The sequence below is a fragment of the Cohnella caldifontis genome (assembly GCF_029360585.1).
GTDB classification, from domain to species: domain Bacteria; phylum Bacillota; class Bacilli; order Paenibacillales; family Paenibacillaceae; genus Cohnella; species Cohnella caldifontis.
In genome coordinates this window covers 373,135-393,632 of the sequence record NZ_JAQZSJ010000002.1, presented here as the reverse complement: position 1 = coordinate 393,632, position 20,498 = coordinate 373,135, and the positions used below count along the sequence as shown (strand labels likewise).

Annotated in this window: 18 protein-coding genes and 1 other annotated feature; of the genes, 11 read left to right on the top strand and 7 right to left on the bottom strand. The window is 60.6% G+C overall.

The window, feature by feature from the left end:
* Positions 1–70 precede the first annotated feature (70 nt).
* A complete protein-coding gene (locus tag PTZ19_RS04815) occupies positions 71–604 on the bottom strand; it encodes a YceI family protein (protein WP_276352665.1) in 534 nt (177 codons plus the stop codon).
* A 222-nt stretch (positions 605–826) separates the two neighbouring features.
* On the opposite strand from PTZ19_RS04815, the gene gndA reads away from it, so the two are divergent.
* Positions 827–2,242: an NADP-dependent phosphogluconate dehydrogenase gene (gndA, locus tag PTZ19_RS04810; protein WP_276352663.1), complete on the top strand. Its 1,416-nt coding sequence runs from the start codon at positions 827–829 to the stop codon at positions 2,240–2,242.
* Here gndA and PTZ19_RS04805 read toward each other — a convergent pair.
* Both PTZ19_RS04805 and PTZ19_RS04800 read right to left on the bottom strand, forming a co-directional pair.
* A complete protein-coding gene (locus PTZ19_RS04805) occupies positions 2,233–2,526 on the bottom strand; it encodes a hypothetical protein (RefSeq protein ID WP_276352662.1) in 294 nt (97 codons plus the stop codon). The two genes, gndA and PTZ19_RS04805, sit on opposite strands and share 10 nt — an antisense overlap.
* 229 nt (positions 2,527–2,755) lie before the next feature.
* On the bottom strand, positions 2,756–3,064 hold the full coding sequence (locus tag PTZ19_RS04800) for a rhodanese-like domain-containing protein (protein ID WP_276352661.1): 309 nt from the start codon (positions 3,062–3,064) through the stop codon (positions 2,756–2,758).
* A 120-nt stretch (positions 3,065–3,184) separates the two neighbouring features.
* Between PTZ19_RS04800 and aroA the strand changes: the two genes are divergently transcribed.
* The 4 genes from aroA (at position 3,185) to ptsP (ending at position 8,702) form a co-directional block, all read left to right on the top strand.
* Positions 3,185–4,480 (top strand): 3-phosphoshikimate 1-carboxyvinyltransferase, encoded by a 1,296-nt coding sequence (gene aroA / locus PTZ19_RS04795; RefSeq protein ID WP_276352660.1) that lies wholly within the window; start codon positions 3,185–3,187, stop codon positions 4,478–4,480.
* 53 nt (positions 4,481–4,533) lie between these two features.
* The gene (locus tag PTZ19_RS04790; RefSeq protein ID WP_276352659.1) at positions 4,534–4,962 is read left to right on the top strand and encodes a CoA-binding protein; all 429 of its coding nucleotides are present in this window, start codon (positions 4,534–4,536) and stop codon (positions 4,960–4,962) included.
* 99 nt (positions 4,963–5,061) lie between these two features.
* Positions 5,062–6,951 (top strand): glucose PTS transporter subunit IIA, encoded by a 1,890-nt coding sequence (locus PTZ19_RS04785; protein ID WP_276352658.1) that lies wholly within the window; start codon positions 5,062–5,064, stop codon positions 6,949–6,951.
* Positions 6,948–8,702 carry a phosphoenolpyruvate--protein phosphotransferase gene (gene ptsP, locus PTZ19_RS04780; RefSeq protein ID WP_276352657.1) on the top strand — a complete coding sequence of 585 codons (1,755 nt, stop codon included), beginning with the start codon at positions 6,948–6,950 and terminating at the stop codon, positions 8,700–8,702. Before PTZ19_RS04785 ends, ptsP begins: the two co-directional genes overlap by 4 nt.
* Positions 8,703–8,761: 59 nt before the next feature.
* Here ptsP and PTZ19_RS04775 read toward each other — a convergent pair whose 3' ends face one another.
* On the bottom strand, positions 8,762–9,289 hold the full coding sequence (locus PTZ19_RS04775) for a type 1 glutamine amidotransferase domain-containing protein (protein WP_276352656.1): 528 nt from the start codon (positions 9,287–9,289) through the stop codon (positions 8,762–8,764).
* 119 nt (positions 9,290–9,408) lie between these two features.
* Between PTZ19_RS04775 and PTZ19_RS04770 the strand changes: the two genes are divergently transcribed.
* The 5 genes from PTZ19_RS04770 to PTZ19_RS04750 all read left to right on the top strand — a co-directional run bounded on the left by PTZ19_RS04770 (position 9,409) and on the right by PTZ19_RS04750 (position 12,996).
* Positions 9,409–9,873: a VanZ family protein gene (locus tag PTZ19_RS04770; protein ID WP_276352655.1), complete on the top strand. Its 465-nt coding sequence runs from the start codon at positions 9,409–9,411 to the stop codon at positions 9,871–9,873.
* Between the two features lie 55 nt (positions 9,874–9,928).
* Complete coding sequence (locus PTZ19_RS04765; protein ID WP_276352654.1) at positions 9,929–10,345, top strand: hypothetical protein; 417 nt, start codon at positions 9,929–9,931, stop codon at positions 10,343–10,345.
* 354 nt (positions 10,346–10,699) lie between these two features.
* Positions 10,700–11,056, top strand: coding sequence for a bacillithiol system redox-active protein YtxJ (gene ytxJ / locus PTZ19_RS04760; protein WP_276352653.1), 357 nt, complete (start codon positions 10,700–10,702; stop codon positions 11,054–11,056).
* Between the two features lie 133 nt (positions 11,057–11,189).
* On the top strand, positions 11,190–12,203 hold the full coding sequence (gene ccpA, locus PTZ19_RS04755) for a catabolite control protein A (protein ID WP_276352652.1): 1,014 nt from the start codon (positions 11,190–11,192) through the stop codon (positions 12,201–12,203).
* Positions 12,204–12,294: 91 nt separating this feature from the next.
* The gene (locus tag PTZ19_RS04750) at positions 12,295–12,996 is read left to right on the top strand and encodes a 5'-methylthioadenosine/adenosylhomocysteine nucleosidase (RefSeq protein WP_276352651.1); all 702 of its coding nucleotides are present in this window, start codon (positions 12,295–12,297) and stop codon (positions 12,994–12,996) included.
* A gap of 32 nt (positions 12,997–13,028) precedes the next feature.
* Here the strand turns inward: PTZ19_RS04750 and PTZ19_RS04745 are convergent, their stop codons facing one another.
* Both PTZ19_RS04745 and PTZ19_RS04740 read right to left on the bottom strand, forming a co-directional pair.
* Complete coding sequence (locus PTZ19_RS04745; RefSeq protein ID WP_276352650.1) at positions 13,029–14,219, bottom strand: acetoin utilization protein AcuC; 1,191 nt, start codon at positions 14,217–14,219, stop codon at positions 13,029–13,031.
* A gap of 73 nt (positions 14,220–14,292) precedes the next feature.
* A complete protein-coding gene (locus PTZ19_RS04740) occupies positions 14,293–14,925 on the bottom strand; it encodes a GNAT family N-acetyltransferase (RefSeq protein ID WP_276352648.1) in 633 nt (210 codons plus the stop codon).
* 258 nt (positions 14,926–15,183) lie between these two features.
* On the opposite strand from PTZ19_RS04740, the gene acsA reads away from it, so the two are divergent.
* Positions 15,184–16,902: an acetate--CoA ligase gene (gene acsA / locus PTZ19_RS04735; RefSeq protein WP_276352647.1), complete on the top strand. Its 1,719-nt coding sequence runs from the start codon at positions 15,184–15,186 to the stop codon at positions 16,900–16,902.
* 89 nt (positions 16,903–16,991) lie between these two features.
* Here the strand turns inward: acsA and PTZ19_RS04730 are convergent, their stop codons facing one another.
* Positions 16,992–20,087: a penicillin-binding protein 1A gene (locus PTZ19_RS04730; protein ID WP_276352646.1), complete on the bottom strand. Its 3,096-nt coding sequence runs from the start codon at positions 20,085–20,087 to the stop codon at positions 16,992–16,994.
* Positions 20,088–20,217: 130 nt separating this feature from the next.
* Positions 20,218–20,448 (top strand) — a binding site (T-box leader).
* Positions 20,449–20,498 lie beyond the last annotated feature (50 nt).

Below are 20,498 nucleotides of genomic sequence, written 5' to 3'. Positions count from 1 at the left end.
GAGATCGGCAGCGAATAGAGAAAAAGCATCCCCCGCGAGGGGGATGCTTTTTTTTGGCGGCGCGTTATCGTTAGGCCGCTTTCGCGAACTGGAGCTCGATGTTCAGCTTGACGGTGTCGCTGACGAGCACGCCGCCGGTTTCCAGCGCCGCGTTCCAGGTCAGCCCGAACTCGGAACGGGACAGGGAGCCGCTGGCCGACACGGCGATTTTCTCGTTGCCCCAAGGGTCTTTGGCCGGTCCGGAAATTTCCCCGCTGAGCGTGATCGGTTTCGTGTTGCCCAGGATCGTCAAATCCCCGGCGATCTCGTATTCTTCCCCGCCTTTGGACGTCACTTTCGTCACCTTGAAGACCATGTTCGGATGCTGCTCGACATTGAAGAAGTCCGGCGATTTGAGGTGGCCGTCGCGGCCTTCGTCCTTCGTGTCGATGCTCGCAACGTCAATCGTGATCGTCGCGGAAGCGGTTGTCGGATCCGCCGGGTCCGCCGTAACGGAAGCGTCGAATTCGCCGAAGCTGCCGCGCACGTTCGCGATCATCATATGCCGGACGCTGAAGGTGATGTTGCTGTGGGATTTGTCGAGATTCCATTGGGAAACGGCCATGTAGAATTCCTCCTTAAGATTATCTAGTACATACTATAAGATAACTAACTATAGAAAAGCAAGTAAAATTCTTGCCATGCGAATTTTCGATAACGGCATTCAAAATTTCGATGTCCGGAATTGACTTTTGAGGGCCGGGTTTGCCAATGCATGGTTTTCATCCGGGAGCAAAAAGAGTACAATAGGAATGTTGCAAATTCGGAATGTAAGGATGGAGAGAAGATGACCAAAGCGAACATCGGCGTCGTCGGCATGGCCGTCATGGGACGCAACTTGGCCTTGAATATCGAGAGCCGCGGTTTTACGGTGGCCGTATACAACCGTTCGCCGGACAAAACGCGCGATCTGCTGGAGACGGACGGCAAAGGCAAAAATCTCGTCGGCACGTTCTCGGTGGAGGAATTCGTGAACGCCCTCGAGAAGCCCCGCAAAATCCTGATCATGGTACAGGCGGGCTCGGGAACGGATGCCACGATCGAATCGCTGCTTCCCCATTTGGATAAAGGGGATATCCTCATCGACGGCGGCAACGCCTACTTCCCGGACACGCAGCGCCGCAGCAAGGAATTGACCGAGAAGGGTTTCCACTTCATCGGGACCGGGGTTTCCGGCGGCGAAGAAGGCGCGTTGAAAGGCCCCTCGATCATGCCGGGCGGCCCGGAAGAAGCTTACCGCCTCGTCGAGCCGATCCTGACGGGCATTTCGGCGAAGGTGAACGGGGATCCTTGCTGTACCTATATCGGACCGGACGGCGCCGGCCATTACGTGAAGATGGTGCATAACGGCATCGAATACGGCGACATGCAGTTGATCTGCGAAGCGTACCAACTGCTGAAAGACGTGCTCGGCCTTTCGACGGACGAGCTCCAAGCGATTTTCGCCGAGTGGAACAAAGGCGAACTCGACAGCTATCTGATCGAAATCACGGCCGACATTTTCACCCAGAAAGATCCGGAAACCGGCAAGCCGATGGTCGACGTCATCCTCGACGCCGCCGGCCAGAAGGGAACCGGCAAATGGACGAGCCAAAGCGCCCTGGACCTCGGCGTGCCGCTCTCCATCATTACCGAGTCGGTATTCGCCCGTTTCCTGTCGGCGCTGAAGGAAGAACGCGTCGCGGCCAGCAAAGTGCTGAAAGGACCGCAGACCAAGCCCTTCGAAGGCGACAAGAAAGCGTTCATCGAAAGCATCCGCAAAGCGCTGTATGCCAGCAAGATTTGCTCTTACGCGCAAGGCTTCGCCCAAATGCGCGCGGCTTCCGAGGAGTACGGCTGGAACCTGCGGTACGGCGACATCGCCATGATTTTCCGCGGCGGCTGCATCATCCGGGCCCGTTTCCTGCAAAATATCAAAGACGCGTACGACCGCGATCCCCAGCTGCGCAACCTGCTGCTGGACGAATATTTCAAAGGCGTGGTCGAAAATTACCAAGACGCTTGGCGCGAGGTCGTGGCGACCGCGGTACGGTACGGCATTCCGGTGCCTTCGTTCGCAAGCGCGCTGTCCTACTACGACAGCTACCGCTCCGAGCGCTTGCCGGCGAACCTCCTGCAGGCGCAACGCGATTATTTCGGCGCCCATACGTTCAAACGCCTCGATAAAGAGGGAACGTTCCACCACGACTGGATTCACAACTGAGCCGGGTCGCGGGCGAATAAACCTTCGAGCATCGCGCGGAAGCGTTCCGTTTCCGGCTTGCCCGGCGTCTGCCGATGCAGGAGCAGGAGCGACATTTCCGCGAAGCAAGCGAAAACCTCCAGCAGCTGCGGCCGATCGAGTCCCGACCATTCGGGCGCTCCATCGGCCGCTTTCCGTTTCATGTAATCCAGCGCCCACAGGACGTCTTCTTTGCAGAACGGCTGGGAACGGTCGAGCAGTCTTTTCAGGGGGGACGGGGGAAGAGCGGGGCTGGCGGATTTCATCAACGCGCATCACCTTCCAGAACTTTACAGTCACACACTATCAAACTTACGGAAAATCGCGCGGATTTATACCTGGCCGCCCGAACGGTGTGTTATAGTAGAAAACAAATCCCCCAAAAGCGACGCGAAGCTCTGCAGCATATTCCGATTCCTTTCGGGGGAGCCCCCGGTTAAAACATAAAAAAGCGGAGCAGCGCGCTCCGCTTGTCCGTGGCGATATTCGTAAGGGTCAGTCGGGAAGCTGGGACCAGGCCAGCATGCCTCCGATCATGTTCACCGGCTTCTCGAAGCCCAGCATGCCGAGGTAATCGCACACTTGGCCGCTTCGGTGGCTGCTGCGGCAGACGAAGATGACTTCGCCTTCTCGGGGGATTTCGTCCAGCCGCTGCGGGATTTGCCCCATCGGAATGTGGACGGCTCCCGGGATCATGCCGTACGCCACTTCCTCGGGTTCGCGCACGTCGATGATGAGCGGTTTCTCGCCGGCGTCCAGCCGGGCTTTCAATTGTTCCACGGTAATCGTTTCCTGCGGATTCATACGGATTCGCCCTTTCATCCCCAATTGGTATTCTCATCATAGGAGAACGCCGGCCTTGCTGTCAAACGGAGGCACGGAGCAAGCGATAGTCGCATCGGACAAGGGAGTGTCTAGCGTAACATGGATATGATCGTGACGCCGACGAATCGGCTGCAGGGAGACATTCAAGCGTTGTCTTCCAAAAACTATACGACCCGTTATTTGCTCGTGGCGGCATTAGCCGAAGGAACCAGCACGATCCTGTATCCCGCCCACAGCGAGGACGGGGAAGCGATGCGGCGCTGCATCCGCGATCTCGGCGCCGTCATCGAGGAAGACGCGGAGAAAATCGTGATCACCGGGTTCGGGAGACATCCGAGGCCCGTGAAAGAGCTGAACGTCGGCAACGCCGGCGCGGTGCTGCGGTTCATCCTGTCGATCGCCGCCCTCGTGCCGGGCGAAGTGAATTTCGTCAACGCGTATCCGCAATCGCTCGGCAAACGTCCGCACGACGATTTGCTCGAAGCGCTGCAGGGCATGGGCGTCGAAATCGAACATAACGGCGGGAAATTGCCGATAACGGTCCGCGGCGGGAATCCGAAGGGCGGCAAAATCCGCGTATCGGGCAGCGTCAGTTCGCAATTTTTAAGCTCCTTGCTGTTTATGACCCCGCTGCTGGACGAGGACAGCGAAATCGAGGTTCTGCACGACCTCAAGTCCAAGGTCGTCATCGGCCAGACGCTGGAAGTGCTGGCGCAAGCGGGCATCGTCGTCCATGCCTCGGACGATTTGATGTTTTTCCGCGTGCCGGGGCGGCAGAAATATCGCGCGCAAACCTACACGGTACAAGGGGATTATCCCGGCTCCGCCGCCGTGCTCGCCGCGGCCGCCGTCACGAATTCCGACGTGAAGCTGCACCGGCTGACGGAAGACAGCAAGCAGGGGGAACGAGCGGTCGTGGACGTGCTTCGGGCGATGAACGTCCCGCTGACGCACGAGAACGGGATCGTCCATGTTCGGGGCAAAGGCCGGCTGAAGGCCGTCGAATTCGACGGCGACGAATTCACCGACGGCGTGCTGGCGATGGTCGCGGCCAGCGTCTTCGCCGAAGGAACCTCCCGGTTCTATAATGTAGAGAACCTGCGTTACAAGGAATGCGACCGGATCACGGATTATTTGAACGAGCTGCGCAAAGCGGGCGCGAACGTCGAGGAGAAACGCGACGAGATCATCGTGCACGGTCGGCCGGAAGGCGTGGAAGGCGGCGTGGAGATCGACGCCCATTTCGACCATCGGGTCATCATGGCGCTGACCGTCGTCGGCTTGCGCGCGGCGAAGCCGATCCGCATCCGGGACGCCCATCACGTGGCGAAATCGTATCCCCAATATTTCGACCATCTGAAGGCGCTGGGCGCCCAGGTGAAGTGGGTGGAGTAAAGCCGGGAACAATTAGACCCCGTCAAACTCCCGAGTTAAAGGAGGACTCGAGCATGGCATTCGAAAACCCGTCCAGGGACGAAATCAAGCGCATTTTGCAGGAAGCCGGAACGATCGCGGTCGTCGGGCTGTCCGACGATCCTTCCAAAACCTCGCACATGGTGTCCGCCGCCATGCAGGCGAAGGGCTACAAAATCATCCCGGTGAACCCGAACGCGGATACGATCCTGGGAGAGAAGGCGTATCCCTCCCTCAAGGACGTGCCGGTGCCGATCGACATCGTCAACGTGTTCCGGCGCCCGGAGCATACGCCGCCGATCGCCGGCGAAGCGGCGGCCGTCGGGGCGAAGACGCTGTGGCTCCAGCTCGGCATCGTGAACGAAGAAGCCGCCGATATTGCCCGCCAAGCCGGCATGACCGTCATCATGGACCGCTGCATCAAGGTCGAAGACTCGATTTTGCTGCCGCAGGGCAGAGGCTGATCCTCTCGCAAGCGGCCGGGCGCTCGCCCGGCTTTTTGCTTGAGATGGGCGCAGGTTGCCCAAGCACCGCATGAGACCGGAAAAGGAGGGGAGCTGCCGATGTTCGGATTAGGCTATCTGCAAAGGCTGGGCCGGGCCATGATGCTGCCGATGACGGTGCTGCCCGCCGCGGCGATTTTTCTCATGCTCGCCAGGCTGCCGTGGGAAGCGATGGGCTGGCCGCAAGTACCGGACCTGCTGCATGCCGCGGGACTCGTGATGTTCCAATATACGCCCCATATTTTCGCCGTGGGCATTGCCCTGGGGTTGTCCAACCAGACTGCCGCGGCCGGCATCGCGGCGCTCTCCGGGATGATCATTTTCGCGGCGATCACCCACACGTACGATCCGGAAGGCGTTCAGCCTTCCATGTTCGCGGGCGCCGTCATCGGCATCGTCACCGGCTGGGCGCACGACCGCTTCAAATCGATCGTGCTTCCGGAATATTTGCAATTTTTCGGCGGCTCCCGTTTCGTTCCCTTGTTCATGAGCGGATTCTCCCTGCTGTTCGCCTGGATCATGATCGGGGCGGGCAAAGGCGTGGCGGACCTCGCCGCGACGGCTGGCACCTTGGTGCAGTCGGCGGGGGGCTTCGGCATTTTCCTTTACGGCTTTTTGCATCGGATTCTCGTGGCGTTCGGGCTGCATCATTTGCTGAATCACGTGTTCTGGTTCCAAGTCGGCCAATACCAGGACGGAAGCGCGATTTATTTCGGGGACATGCCCAGGTTTTTCGCGGGGGATCCGGAGGCCGGGGCGTACATGGCAGGGCTCTACCCGACGATGATGTTCGCGCTGCCGGCGGTAGCGTTCGCCATCATCCATGAGGCGCGGGAAGATTTGAAGCCGAAAATCGCCAAGCAATTCCGCATCGCCGCGCTGGGCTCTTTCCTGACGGGCGTGACGGAACCGGTCGAGTTCGCGTTTCTGTTCGTCGCCCCGTATTTGTTCCTGGTCCACGCGCTGCTGTCCGGCGCCATCATGTGGCTGACCTACGAACTCGGCGTGCGCCACGGCTTCAGTTATTCCGCCGGCGCGTTGGAATACGTCATTAACCTGCCGCTCTCCACCAAAGGCTGGCTCATCCTCCCGCTGGGGCTTGTCGTCGGCCTCGCGTATTACGTGCTGTTCCGCTGGAGCATCCGGCGGTTCGAGCTGACGACGCCGGGGCGGGAGGACGAGTCCCGATTGGACGACTGGGCGGGCGACGTGCCTTATCGGGCGCCGCTGATCCTGCAGGCGCTCGGAGGCAAGGAAAACATCGCCCGGTTGGAAGCCTGCATCACGCGGCTGAGGCTGACGTTGGAAGACGACCGCAAAGTCGACGTGCCGGCGATGAGGCACCTAGGCGCGGCGGGCGTCATCAAGCTCGGGGGCGGCCACGTGCAGGTCGTGTTCGGCACGTACTCGGAGCTGATCCGGGAAGAAATCCAAAAACTGCTGCAGCAGGACGTTCAGCAAGTGCAATTCCATTCGCCGGTGCAAGGCCGGATGATTCCGCTGGAAGAAGTGGACGATCCGATCTTCGCCGGACGCCTGGTCGGACGCGGGGTCGCTTTCCTGCCCGAGAAAGGCGAACTGGTCGCCCCCGTGAAAGGGAAGATCGTCCACGTTCACCCGTCGAAGCACGCGATCGGCCTGCGGACGGATGACGGGCTGGAAGTGCTGCTCCACGTCGGAATCGATACCTCGCTGCTCGGCGGCGAAGGCTTTACCGCCTTGATCAAAGAAGGGGACGAGGTGACGCCGGGGCAGCCGCTGCTCCGGTTCCATCTGCCGACAATCCGCAAGAAAGCCAAGTCGCTGGCCACGCCGATGGTCATCACGAACCCGGATATCGTCCGCTCCTGGCGGTTCGCTCCCTTCAAAAACGTGAAGAAGGGGCAGGCGGCCGTCATGTCGGTGGCCGTGAAGCACGGGGAACACAACGTCCGGGAGGTGGAAGCATGATACAGGCGCTCGGGGCATCGGCAGGCATCGCGATCGGCAAGGCGTTCGTGCTGCCGAACTGGGAATGGGAATTGCCGGACCAGAAGATCGACGTGGCCGACTTGGCGAAGGAGTTCGACCGGCTGTATGAAGGCGTCCGCCGCTCCAAAAGCGAAATCGCCCAAATGAAATCCGAGCTGGACGAAGCGGTCGGCGCGCAGGAATCCAGCATTTTCGACGCGCACATCGCCATTCTGGAGGATCCCGTTTTCATGAACGAGATCCAGGGCATCATCCAGCGCCAGTACAAGGCCGCGGAAGTGGCGGTGAAGGAAGCGATCGACCATTTCGTCACGATGTTCGATCTGCTGGACGACGAATACATGAAAGAACGGGCGGTCGACATCAAAGACGTCGGCAACCGGCTCCTCAAGCATCTGCTTGGGGTCCCCGAGATCGATCTGCCGGAGGATACGCAGCCGTTCGTGCTGGTCGTCCGCGAGCTGACGCCTTCGCAGCTCATTCACCTCCGGCCGGAGCTGGTGCTCGGCATCGTCACGATGGTCGGCAGTCCGACTTCCCATGCCGCCATCATGGCGCGGGCGTTCGGCATCCCGCTCGTCATGGGCGTGGAAAGCAAGCTGGAGGCGCCGATCGTGACGGGAGACCTGCTCATCGCGGACGGAGGAACCGGCCAACTGTACATCGAACCGGATCCCGAGACGGTAGAGCTTTACGTCGGACGGCGCCAGCAATATCTCGCCCAGCAGGAGCAGCTGCGCTCCCTGGTGGCGCTGCCGTCGGTCACCATGGACGGGGTCCCGCTGCAGCTGGGGGCCAATATCAGCTCGGTCAAAGAGCTGGAAGCCTCGCTGGAAAGCGGGGCGGAAGGGGTCGGCTTGTTCCGGACGGAGTTCCTGTACATGGACCGCAGCCATTTTCCGTCGGAGGAAGAGCAGTTCGAAGTGTATCGGGCGGCGGCGGAACGGCTGAACGGCAAACCGCTCGTGGTCCGCACGCTCGACATCGGCGGGGATAAGCAGCTCGATTATTACGAAATGCCCGAGGAAGACAACCCGTTCTTGGGCTACCGGGCGATCCGGTTCAGCCTGCACCGCAAAGACCTGTTTAAAATCCAGCTGCGGGCGATTCTCCGCGCGGCGGCGTATGGCGACGTGCAGATCATGTATCCGCTCATCGCGTCGGTCGAGGAAGTGAGGGAAGCGAACGGGGTATTGGAAGAAGCGAAGCGGGAGCTGGCGGCGGAAGGTATCGCCTACCGGGCCGACGTGCCGACGGGCATCATGATCGAAGTGCCCGCGGCCGTGGCCGTGGCGGATCTGCTGGCGGAGGAAGTTTCGTTCTTCAGCATCGGCACGAACGACCTGGTCCAGTTCACCCTGGCGGTCGACCGGATGAACGAGAACATCGGGCATTTGTATGAGCCGTTCCACCCGGCGGTCATCCGGATGCTGGCCCAAGCCGCGGAAGCCGCCAATCGGCGGGGCATCTCCGTCAGCGTATGCGGGGAGCTGGCGGGAGACGTCCGCGCGCTGCCCCTGCTGCTGGGACTGGGCATCACGGTGCTCAGCTTGTCCGCCCAAGCGATCCTGCCGGTCAAGGAATGCCTGCTCCGCACTCGCGCGGCGGACTGCCGCGCTCTGGTGCAACAGGTGCTGGCCTGCCGGACGGCTGCCGAAGTCCGCGGGGTGTTGGAGGCTTTCCATGCCGAGACCGAGTCGCGGAACTGGCAGGTGCAGCCTCGGGCTTGAAGGCGAGGCCCAAGGCCCAAGGCCCGTAGCCCGAAAGGAGATATCGGGCCGGCACGGGATCAGGACAAGCGGCCGTACAGCTTGTCGCAGAACGCTTTGGCGTAAGGGGGCAGATCGGGCGGCCGCCGCGCGGAAATCCAGTTGCGGTCTATGACGACCGGCTCGTCGAGCCACGTCGCGCCCGCGTTTTCCCAATCGTCCCGGATGCCCGGCGTGGAAGTGACCGTGCGGCCCGCGGCGATTTTCGCCGAAATGAGCACCCAGCCCGCGTGGCAAATTTGGCCGATCGGCTTGCCGGCTTGGTCGACCCGGCGAACGAAATCGAGCACGCGCCGGTCGCGGCGGATTTTGTCCGGCGCCCATCCGCCGACGATCAGCAAGCCGTCGCAATCCAGCGCCGCCAAATCGTCGTACGACAAATCGGCCACCGCGGGAACCCCGTATTTTCCGATATATTTGCGCCCGCGTTCCGGGCCGGCGAGCAGCACCTCGGCGCCTTCCTCGCGTACCCGGTAGACGGGATACCACAATTCGAGATCTTCGAATTCGTCGTCTACGAAGCAAACGACTTTTTTCGTTGCGTTCATGACTTCATCGCCTCCGTCTGTGATGGATTCCGAGTCTCATTCTACCAGAATTCGTGTCGGAGCGCTTCCGTATGACGTCTCAGCCGGAAGCCTTCGCCTGCTTAAGGAGTGGAAATTCGTTGCCGATTCCTTCGGAAGGTATGCGTGGCCGGGCCGGCGGACGCCGACTATGGCGCTGGGCGCCGGCTTTGATTTGGATGGGGGCGATCTTCGCCCTGTCAGCCCGCAGCGGAGGGCAATTGGACACTTGGCTGCCGTTTTTCAGGCGGCTGTTCCCGGGTTTGCAATCCTTCAACCCGATGCACTATGTCGCTTATTTCGGCTTGGCGCTGACGGTGGCATACGGTCAAGGTTCCCGTTTTTGGTCATGGACGGGCGGTCTGTTGAACGTGCTGATCTGCGTGCTGTACGGCGTCACGGACGAATGGCATCAATCGTACGTGCCCAATCGTTCCCCCGATGTCATGGATCTGCTTCATGACGGAATCGGAGCCGCGGCAGCCTGCCTGGTGCTGTTTGTATGGCACTGGCGGTTTAGAGGCAAGCGTGCCAGATATTACAGTTCACGGAAGAGCAGGAATTAGATCGGGCATCGGCGAATATACAGGGATGAGTGCTTTCAGAAGGAGAGATACCCCCTTGAATAAACGATGCCAATGCGGGGACCTGCAAAAACTTCGCCTTCGCACCGTCATCTATGCCAGGCAGGTCAGCATCACGAGGGTGCCTGTATTTTGCTGCAACCGCTGCGGAAGCAGCGAAGTGCACGCCGGCGTGAAGTCGGACATCGGAAGGCTAATCGGGCGCCTCGGTTCGCATCCGGTGCCGCGGATCATCCCGTTCGACCAGGTCAACGAGCTGGCGGGCGTGCTTTCGTCGGCGCTGGAGAACGGGAGCGACGACTTGCATGCCGTCGACATTGCCCGGGCCGCGGAAGAGAGGACGAACGAGCTCCTGGATCTGTGGCTGATCGCGTCCTCCTTGAAGGACGAAGGCTGGAAGTCGGAAATCCAAGGCCGGTTGGCGCAGCTGAGTTCCCCTTACATATCTTCTTGAACGTTCGTACATACTTCGACTGAAATCGGCGCTCGGACATACGGGTTGCCGATTTCGGCGTTAGACGACTTTTCCGTACATCACCCCATGAATGACACGGATATACCCTCGATGTCCGACTTTCCCGTACATCTCTCCTTTTTTTCAGCGGAAAATCCGCCGTTGCCCGATTTTCCCGTGTATCCGATTTTGAAAGAAACCGCTTGGAATTCCCGGAGCGGATCCCCTCGCGAACCGAATAAGCCTATCCCGCGATACGGATGAGGCCGGCTTTCAAACCCTTCGTTTTGCGGGAGAAGGCGATTTCTGATAACATGAAAATTAACGAAGCATTTTCAAAGGAGGGTGCCCATCATGGCCGAGATGAACCAACTGACCAGCCTGGAACAATGGAAGGAGGCGCTCCGCAAATCGTCGGACCGTCCCTTACTGGTATTCAAGCACAGCACGAGCTGCCCGATCAGCGCGGGAGCGCACGAGGATTTGGTTCAGTACGTGAAGGATTCCGTCCAGCCGAATGTCGATTTCACGATCGTGCACGTCATCGAGGACCGTCCGGTCAGCAACGCGATCGCGGAGGAACTCGGCGTGCAGCATAAATCGCCGCAGGCCATCTTGGTCCAAGGCGGCAAACCGGTTTGGAACGATTCGCATTGGAACCTGACCTATGCATTTTTCGCGGAGAAGCTGGGAAATCCCAAAGAGGCGTGAAAATAGGGGAAACGCCCGTTTGGCGCCGCGCCGACGTTGCGAAAACGCTCGTTTTATCGTATCATTACCTTAAATATCCATGATCGGACAAGCCTGTTCTCTTGTTCCCGTCATGACATTGGAGCGAACAAACGTGACAGTAACCATTTACGACGTGGCTCGCGAAGCCGGGGTGTCGATGGCCACGGTTTCCCGTGTCGTCAATCATAATCCGAACGTGAAACCCCAAACCCGCAAAAAAGTGTACGAAGCGATCGAGCGGCTCGGCTATCGGCCGAACGCGGTCGCGCGCGGACTCGCAAGCAAGAAGACGACGACGGTCGGCGTCGTCATTCCGGACATCGCCAACGCGATTGTCGCCGAGGTCGCCCGCGGAATCGAAGATATCGCCAACATGTACCATTATAATATCATCCTCAGCAACGCCGACAAACGCAAAGACAAGGAAATCCGCGTGGTGAACACGCTGCTCGAGAAACAAGTCGACGGCCTGCTGTTCATGGGCGGCGTCGTGACGGACGAGCACCTCCAAGCGTTCAATACGTCGAACGTCCCGATCGTCCTCTGCGCGACGACGGACGAGAAGGGGAGCATGCCTTCCGTGGACATCGACCACGAAGGGGCTGCGTTCGACGCCGTGAACAAGCTGATCCAGGAAGGCCATCGCTCCATCGCCATGATCAGCGGAACGCTGCAGGACCCGGCGAACGGCTACGCCCGCTTCCAAGGCTACAAGCGCGCCCTTGAGAAGGCCGGCTTGCCATACCGCGAAGATTACGTCCGGGTCGGCAACTACCGTTATGAATCGGGCATCGAAGCGACCGAGTACTTCCTGAAGCTGTCCGAACGGCCGACGGCGATTTTCGCGGCGACCGACGAAATGGCGATCGGCGCGATCCATTGCTTGCAGGACGCCGGGCTGGCGGTGCCGGGCGACGTGTCCGTCATCGGCGTCGACAACAGCCGCATGGCTTCGATGGTGCGTCCGATGCTGTCGACGGTCGCGCAGCCGATGTACGACATCGGCGCCGTCTCCATGCGGCTTCTGACGAAGCTCATGAAGAAGGAATCGGTGGACAACGCGAAGGTCACGCTGCCCCATGAGTTGATCTTGCGCCAATCCGTCGCGGCTCCGAAAGGCCGGTAAATCCCGCATCACAATCGACAGCCCCGCGAGGGATCGCGTTTCCCTCGGCGGGGCATCTTCATGGATAGGAATCGGAAAGGGTGAGCTCCTCTTGCGGATCGGAACCATCGGAATCATCGGAGCGATGAAGGAAGAGATCGACCTGCTCCTCCAAGAGCAGCAGGATACCGCCGAAGAGCGGCACGCCGGCATCGCTTTCCATACCGGCCGTCTGCACGGACGCCGCGTCGTGTCCTGCAAATCGGGCGTCGGGAAAGTCAACGCGGCGGTATGCACGCAGCTCTTGATCGACCGGTTCGGCGTGGATGCCGTCTTGTTCACCGGGGTGGCGGGCGCGCTGGATCCGCAGCTCGAAATCGGCGATATCGTCGTCTCCCGCAGCTGCGTTCAGCACGACATGGACGTGACGCCGCTCGGCTTCGCCCGCGGAGTGATCCCCTACCAGGAGGTATCGGAGTTTCCGTCCGACCCGGAGTTGATCCGGCTCGCCGAACAAGCCGGCGAGCGCGTATTCCCCGGCCGCTGCCGGATCGGGAAAGTGTTGTCCGGCGACCAATTCATCGCCGACCGGGAAACGGTTCGAAAGCTCCACGAGGAAATGCAGGGGACCTGCACGGAGATGGAGGGCGCGTCCGTCGCCCAAGTGTGCCACATGAACGGCATCCCCCACGTGATCATCCGTTCCATGTCCGACAAGGCCGACGGCTCGGCCCACGTCAATTTCGCGGAGTTCACCGTGGAAGCCGCCAACCGCTCCTTCGCCATCGTGAGCGACATGGTGAAGCGGATGTAGGACGGATGGGTTTGCGCGTCACGCTTATACGTTTAGCCCAGATGCTGGAGCGCAAGCTCCAGCATTTTGCGGTTGTTGGCGGCGATTTCGCTCCGCCGGGGCATGGGCGCCCATCGCGAGGTGTCGTCGAGCCAGGTGGCCGGCATCTCCGGAGGGACCGCGCCCGTGCCCGGCAGCGGCCAGCCGGACGGCAGCGCAGGCCCGCAAGGGAAAGCGTCGATCGCTTCGAGCAGCGGGTGTCCGTTCATTTCCAGCCACAGCAGTCCCCAAGCCCGGGGGGCGACGCGATAGTGGTCGTACCCGCCGCCGCCCAGCGCGATCCATCGGCCGTCCGCGTAACGGTCCGCGACGGAACGGATCATCCGGGGCATTTCCCGATAGATTCTCATGCTGCAATGGACGTGCGCGAGCGGATCGAAGGCGTGGGCGTCGCACCCGTGCTGGCTGACGACGACGTCCGGGCGGAAGACGGATGCCGCCTTCTCCAGCGCGGTTTCGAAGCATTCCAGCCAAGAGTCGTCCTCCGTATACGGCTCCATGGACAGATTGAGGCAAGCCCCGTAGCCGGAGGACGCTCCGCGTTCATGGGCGAAGCCCGTCCCGGGAAACAAATATTTGCCCGTCTCATGGATCGAGAACGTGAACACGTCCGGATCGGTATAGAAAAACCACTGCACGCCGTCTCCGTGATGGACGTCGGTGTCGACGTACAGCACCCGGCTGCCGTACGCCTCCCGGATGCGGGAAATCGCGGCGGCGGCATCGTTGTAGACGCAGAAGCCGGCAGCCCGTTCCGGGAAGGCATGATGCAGCCCCCCGGCCAAATGCAGCGCGCGCGAGGCGAAGCCGGACATCACGGCGTCCGCGGCCGCGAGCGAGCCGGCGACGATGGAGACGGCCGCCTCATGCATGCCGGCGAAATAGGGCGTGTCCCCGTCGGGATGCAGCCCGTACGTTTCCGCCTTCCGGACGGCTTCCGGGGCGGGACGTTCCGCGCTTAAGGCCAGCACGGCCGCTACATAGTCCGGCCGATGCAGCGCGCGTACGGAACGTTCGGCTTCCGTTGCCGGGAGCGAGTCGATCGTCTGGGAGGCGTCTAGCGCGCCCGATAACCGAAGCAGCTGCTCCGTAAGCGAAAGACGAATCGGGTGGAATGGGTGCTCGTCATGGAAACGGTACCGCCCTGCGGCGGACGAATCCACCCATACGGTTCTGGACTTCAACTCGCGTCTCCTGCCTTTCTCCGGTGCCCCGGTACTCTAGTGCACTAGCGCACTAACGCTCCGGTTCGGCCCGTCAATACATGAATCGCTGCCTGAACCGGACCCGGTCGAACTTTTCCGCCGATTCCAGCGGCACGTCTTTGCCGATCCGGACCATCAGGCAATTCGCCGGGTGCGCGCAAATTTCCGGATCGTCCGTGGCGAACCAGACCATGCCGACGGATTTCATCAGCCGTTCCATCATGTCCCGGTACTCCCATACGGAAAGTTTGCTGCCTTCCAAATCCCAATGCCAATAATATTCGGTCGTATAGACGATCGCGTTGTCGAGCTGTCCGTGCTCGAAGGCGGCGGCCAGCATCGCTTTGCCCAGTCCGAGCGATCGGTATTCGTCCGCGACTTCGATGGCTCCCAGCTCGATCAAGTCGTCCATTCCGCCTTCGGACCAACGTTCCAGCTCGTCCGGGTAGTGGAACGTCACGTACCCGGCGATCACGTCGCCTTCCCGGGCGGCGATGATCCGTCCTTCGGGAAGGCTCGCGATCTCGACCAGCGCTTCGTGCTGGTCATTCGGTTTGCGGAAAGCGTCGAGGGAAGGGTGGAGCGTATACGTCCGGAGCCGTTCGGGCGGTATCGGACCTTCGACGACGAGCTTGCGCCCGTTCCGTTCGATCGTATGGGCAACTTCGATCTTGACGTGCTTCATGCGATCTCCCCACAAAAGCGGATGGCCGCGGCGGTCATGCCGTGCGGCGGCGGCCGCGGATTTGACGCCATTATACACCAGGCGGAAGATTTTGTCCCTTCGAGTATCGGAATTTCGCCCGCAAATCCATGCGCCGGCACGCGGCGCTGTGTTATAATGCTTATTGGCGGAGACGGAGTCTCCAAAATGTAAGCGATTACGTTCGTATAGCCAACCCGCAAGAGGGACGGGAATCCAGACGGGAAGGGGAACAAGGAAATGGAACACAACGAAAAGCTGGCCGCGACCGCCGCGGTCTCCAACATGGGTCCTTACGAAGAAGCGGTGAAGTCTTTCCGTTGGGAGGACGTCGAATCTCATTTCACGTGGTCAAAGACCGGGAAAGTCAACATGGCGTACGAAGCCATCGACCGGCACGCGGCGGAAGGACGCGGGGATAAAATCGCGTTATATTACAGCGATCCCGTTCGGGACGAAAGCTATACGTACGCGCAGCTCTCCAAGCTGTCGAACCGGTTCGCCAACGTGCTGCGCGGACTCGGAATCGGCAAGGGCGACCGCGTCTTCATTTTCATGCCGAGAACGCCGGAACTGTATGCCAGCCTGCTCGGCATTCTGAAGGTCGGGGCCGTCGTAGGTCCGTTGTTCGAAGCGTTCATGGAAACGGCCGTGCGCGACCGGCTCCAAGACAGCGGCGCCGTCGCCATCGTCACGACGCCGGCCTTGCTGTCCCGCGTTCCCCGCGCGGACTTGCCCGATCTTAAGCACGTGATCGTCTACGGCGAAGGCGTGCAGGAAGGGGACGGCATCGTCGATTACGCGAAAGCGATGGACGGAGCCTCCGAAGAGGCGGAAATCGAATGGCTGGACCGCGAGGACGGCCTCATTCTCCATTATACGTCCGGATCGACGGGCAAGCCGAAAGGCGTTTTCCACGTCCAGAACGCCATGATCCAGCATTACCATACCGGCCGGATCGTGCTGGATTTGCGGGAAGACGACGTCTACTGGTGCACGGCGGACCCGGGCTGGGTTACCGGAACGTCCTACGGGGTGTTCGCGCCGTGGCTGAACGGCGTCACCAACGTCATCCGGGGCGGACGGTTCAGCCCGCAAGACTGGTACTCCACCCTTGAGAAATACAAAGTGACCGTATGGTACAGCGCGCCGACCGCGTTCCGGATGCTGATGGGCGCCGGCGACGAAGCGGTCAAGCCGTTCGACCTGTCGAGCTTGCGCCACGTGCTCAGCGTCGGCGAACCGCTGAACCCCGAAGTCGTCCGTTGGGGGTACAAAGTATACGGGCAGCGCATCCACGATACGTGGTGGATGACGGAAACCGGCGGCCAGCTGATTTGCAACTATCCAAGCATGCCGATCAAACCGGGATCCATGGGCCGTCCGATTCCGGGCGTCCAGGCCGCCATCATCGACGACCAGGGCAACGAGCTGCCCCCGCTGCGGATGGGCAACCTGGCGATCCGGACGCCGTGGCCGTCCATGATGCGCAAAATCTGGAACAACCCGGCCAAGTACGAGGAGTATTTCCGGATTCCCGGCTGGTATGTGTCGGGTGACTCCGCTTACCGGGACGAAGAAGGGTACTTCTGGTTCCAGGGCCGAATCGACGACGTCATCAATACGTCCGGCGAACGGGTCGGGCCGTTCGAGGTCGAGAGCAAGCTGGTGGAGCATCCGGCCGTCGCGGAAGCCGGCGTCATCGGAAAGCCGGACCCTCTGCGCGGGGAAATCATCAAAGCGTTTATCTCGCTGCGGGAAGGCTATACGCCTTCGGAGGAGCTGAAGGCCGACATCGCGAAATTCGTGAAGGAAGGGCTGTCCGCCCACGCGGCGCCGCGCGAAATCGAGTTCAAGGACAAATTGCCGAAAACGCGCAGCGGCAAGATCATGAGACGGGTGTTGAAGGCTTGGGAATTGAACCTTCCCACGGGCGACCTGTCCACGATCGAGGACTGATTGACTTTCCCCAAGTTCAAACGGCAACCAAAAATCCCCTCAAGCACATCGCTTGAGGGGATTTTGCCGCGGTATGGCGAGGTTGTCGGTCAACCGCCCGATTTGGCCTCCACCGCCGTCGACGGAGCGGATTCTCCGCCCGGACCGACGGCCGTTACCCGGTACCAGCCGCTGCTGAGCGGGGAAACGTATTCGAAGCGGTTTTGCACCGAGCTGCCCAGCAGCTTGAAGCTGCCGGTCTGGCTGGCGGAGTAATAGACTTTATAAGAGGTAACGCCTTCGTCGCCCGAATTCGCCTGCCAGGTAAGCGTAACGCCGAGATCCGTCGTTTGGGCGTTCAGCCCTTGAGGAGCGGAAGGCCCGCTCCCCGACGGGGTGCCCCCGATGCTGCCCGGATCGATCACGGAGCCGTTGCCGCCGGCATTCGGATCGTAACCGCCGGACGATCCGTCGGAACGGACGACGGCGCTTCGCGGCGATTCGTTGCCGCCTACGTCGACCGCGGTCACATAGTAGCTGTAGGCCATTCCTCCGGCCGTGGGGTCCGTGAACTTGGTTGGCTCGCCCGTCAGGATCGAATTGCCGATTTTTTCGAAGTTCACGCCGTCGGCGGAACGGTAGAGCCGATAGCCGACGACGTCTTCCGCGCCGACCGCGGAAAATCCGATCTGCACCGTCGGTCCGACGGTTTCGGCGGTCACGTCTCCCGGAGCGGGAGGGGCGCTGCCGTCCTCCACGCGGGGATCCGGCTTGCCGGGCGCGCTGTTCGCCGCGTCCGCCGGCAAATAGTAGGCCATCGACTTGCGGTTTTGGGCGGCCACTTTGCCGAGCGCTGCCTGGATTTCTTCCATCAGCACGTCGAGCGGCTTCTCCCGTTTCACCATGACGGCTTCGCGGAGCATGTCTTCCGGCGTTTCCGGAAGCGGTACGTAATTGACCCCGTTATAGGAGATGTATTTCATTTTGACGAGGGCGTCGTCCGCTTCCTTCGGGACATACTTGCGGTTGAACAAATCCGTCACGAGCTTGCCGGCTTCCTTGGTCAAATCCGTCGGCAGCTTGCCGCTGACGCTGGAGACGGTCACCGAGACGAGGCCGTCGGGCTTCGCGAACGATTTGGTCGGGAACAGCTCGGGTCTGGCTTCCGTCACCGCGTTCATGACGCTGGCCCAGATCAGCTTGGCCCGATCCTTGCCTTCCCCGGAGAGCGTGTGGATCTGCTGCTCGTAGCCGGCCCAGACGCCGAGCGTGATGTCCGGCGTGAACCCCTCGAACCAGACGTCGCCGTAGTTCTGCGTCGTTCCCGTTTTGCCGACGATCGGGATCTTGCCGTAATTTTTGAACTTGGCCTTGACCATGGTGGCGGTGCCTTCGGTCACGACCGTTCTCAGCATGTCCGTCATGAGGTACGCGGACTGTTCGGACACGACCCGCTTGGGTTCGGCCTTATGCTGGTAGACGGTCTGGCCGTCGATCGTCGTGATGTTCTCGATCAGGTACGCGTCGTTGAACACGCCTTTGTTGGCGATGGCGCTGTAGGCATTGGTCAATTCCTCGACCGAGACCCCGTAGGCCAGGCCGCCGATGACGCCCGTTTGCGCATGGTTGTCGCTTTCCGTCAGCGTCGTGATGCCGAGGGATTTCGCGAATTTCCAGGCTTCGGGGATGGTCACTTTGTCCAGGAACACCTTCAAAGCCGGGATATTGAGCGATTTGTTGAGCGCGGTCCGCGCGGTGACCAGTCCCGAGTACTTGTTGTTAGAGTTTTTCGGGATATGTTTGGACGAGCCTCCGTTGTTCAAAATGATCGGCGAATCGTCGATGACGCTGGCGGGCTGGATCAGCCCTTTCTCGATCGCGGGCAAGTAAGCCGCGATCGGTTTCATCGCGGAGCCCGGCTGCCTCGTCATTTGGGTGGCGAAATTCATCTGCTCGAGATGGAAGTCGCGGCCCTCGATCATGCCGAGGATGGCGCCGGTTTTGTTATCCAACATGACGGCGGCCGTCTGTTCCACGCCTTTCGTCTTGCTGTCGGGAGAGAAGTTTTTCGGGTTTTCGGCCACGTCGTGCATCAAGTCGTACACTTTCTTGTCGATGGTCGTCGTGATTTTGTATCCGCCCCGAAGCAGCTGCTGGCGCGCGTCCTCGACGAGCGACGCGTTTTCTTTCTTCTTCAAATCCTCGAGCGTCAGTTCAGGGTTCTGCTTCAGCACGAGCCGTTCGGCCGCCTGGCGCTCCACTTCCAGCATGAGGTACGGATACGTGTTGTACGCTTTTTCGGTCGGTTTGGCAAGGTGCGAGCGGATGTCGTAGGCCAGCGCTTCCTGGTACTCCGCCTGGTCGATCTTGCCTTCCTCCAGCATGCGCCTGAGCACGAGCTTCTGGCGCTCGATGGCGCGGGCGATGTTCTTCTCGTTATACTCGCCTTTGCTCGTGTAGTTGGAATAAAGGGACGGAAGCTGGGGAAGACCGGCCAAATAAGCGGCCTGGGCCACGTTCAAGGTGCTCAGGTCGTCCACGCCGAAAATGCCTTTGGCCGCCGCTTTGATGCCGACGAGCTGATAACCGGAAGACCCGTTGCCGTACGGAATTTTGTTTAAGTATGCCGTGATGATTTCCGGTTTGCTCAAAAAGCGTTCCAGCCGCAGCGACAGGAAAATTTCCTTCGCTTTGCGGCTCTGCGTCTGGTCGAGGGTGAGGAACACCCGCCGGGCCACCTGCTGCGTGATCGTGCTGCCGCCCGTTTGCACGCTTTCGTTCAGCAGCTGCTGCTTCACGGCGCGAAGCAACCCGTTCGTATCAATGCCGATATGATTGAAAAAGTTCTTGTCTTCGATCGAGACGACGGCGTCGATCATCGTTTTCGGAATTTCCTCGTAAGTAATGGGACGTTGGTCTTCCTCCGTGCGCAGCTGGCCGACAAGGGAGCCGTCGCGGAAGTAGACGAAGCCGGTCTGCGCGTTCTCGCCGATTTTCTGTTCGATGAATTGCCGATCGCGGACGGGATCGTCCTTGACCAGCGAGGCTACGTACCCGGCGACGGCGCCGGCGGCGGTCAGCCCGGCCAGCACGCCGAACAGCACGAGCCACAGCACGGTGAAGCCGGCAATCTTGCCCGCAACGATGAAACCGTATCCTTTGCGGCGAGGCGGCGAAGGATTTTGCGGGGGTTGTTTCTGATCCATAAACAGCCTCCTTCTGCAAACAGAAATATTATAGCACATTTTGCCTTGACCTGACCTCCTTAGACAGGAGAAAACCCTGCAAGTTGACAGGGCTGGCGGAACATGTTATAACGGGAATCAAACATTCGCAAACCAAGCGATGAAGGGAACCCAGTAGCGTTCGGAGTCAATGTTCCAGAGAGCCGGCGGTCGGTGCAAGCCGGTACTTGAACGGACGCGAATTACGTCCCCGAGCTTCCGCTTCCGAAACCGCCGCGGCGGAAGGAACGGACGGCAGCCGGCCGTTATCCGGTTCGAGAGGAACGCGCGCGCGGCCGGCGCGCGTTCAACGAGGGTGGTACCGCGATGACTCGTCCCTGTTTGAGGGGGACGGGTCTTTTTGCATTCCGGGCTTAAGCTGCCCGTAAACGA

Coding starts and splice junctions, on each gene's coding strand:
- PTZ19_RS04815 (WP_276352665.1), bottom strand. CDS start 604: ATGGCCGTTTCCCAATGGAATCTCGACAAATCCCACAGCAACATCACC.
- gndA (WP_276352663.1), top strand. CDS start 827: ATGACCAAAGCGAACATCGGCGTCGTCGGCATGGCCGTCATGGGACGC.
- PTZ19_RS04805 (WP_276352662.1), bottom strand. CDS start 2,526: ATGAAATCCGCCAGCCCCGCTCTTCCCCCGTCCCCCCTGAAAAGACTG.
- PTZ19_RS04800 (WP_276352661.1), bottom strand. CDS start 3,064: ATGAATCCGCAGGAAACGATTACCGTGGAACAATTGAAAGCCCGGCTG.
- aroA (WP_276352660.1), top strand. CDS start 3,185: ATGGATATGATCGTGACGCCGACGAATCGGCTGCAGGGAGACATTCAA.
- PTZ19_RS04790 (WP_276352659.1), top strand. CDS start 4,534: ATGGCATTCGAAAACCCGTCCAGGGACGAAATCAAGCGCATTTTGCAG.
- PTZ19_RS04785 (WP_276352658.1), top strand. CDS start 5,062: ATGTTCGGATTAGGCTATCTGCAAAGGCTGGGCCGGGCCATGATGCTG.
- ptsP (WP_276352657.1), top strand. CDS start 6,948: ATGATACAGGCGCTCGGGGCATCGGCAGGCATCGCGATCGGCAAGGCG.
- PTZ19_RS04775 (WP_276352656.1), bottom strand. CDS start 9,289: ATGAACGCAACGAAAAAAGTCGTTTGCTTCGTAGACGACGAATTCGAA.
- ytxJ (WP_276352653.1), top strand. CDS start 10,700: ATGGCCGAGATGAACCAACTGACCAGCCTGGAACAATGGAAGGAGGCG.
- PTZ19_RS04740 (WP_276352648.1), bottom strand. CDS start 14,925: ATGAAGCACGTCAAGATCGAAGTTGCCCATACGATCGAACGGAACGGG.
- acsA (WP_276352647.1), top strand. CDS start 15,184: ATGGAACACAACGAAAAGCTGGCCGCGACCGCCGCGGTCTCCAACATG.
- PTZ19_RS04730 (WP_276352646.1), bottom strand. CDS start 20,087: ATGGATCAGAAACAACCCCCGCAAAATCCTTCGCCGCCTCGCCGCAAA.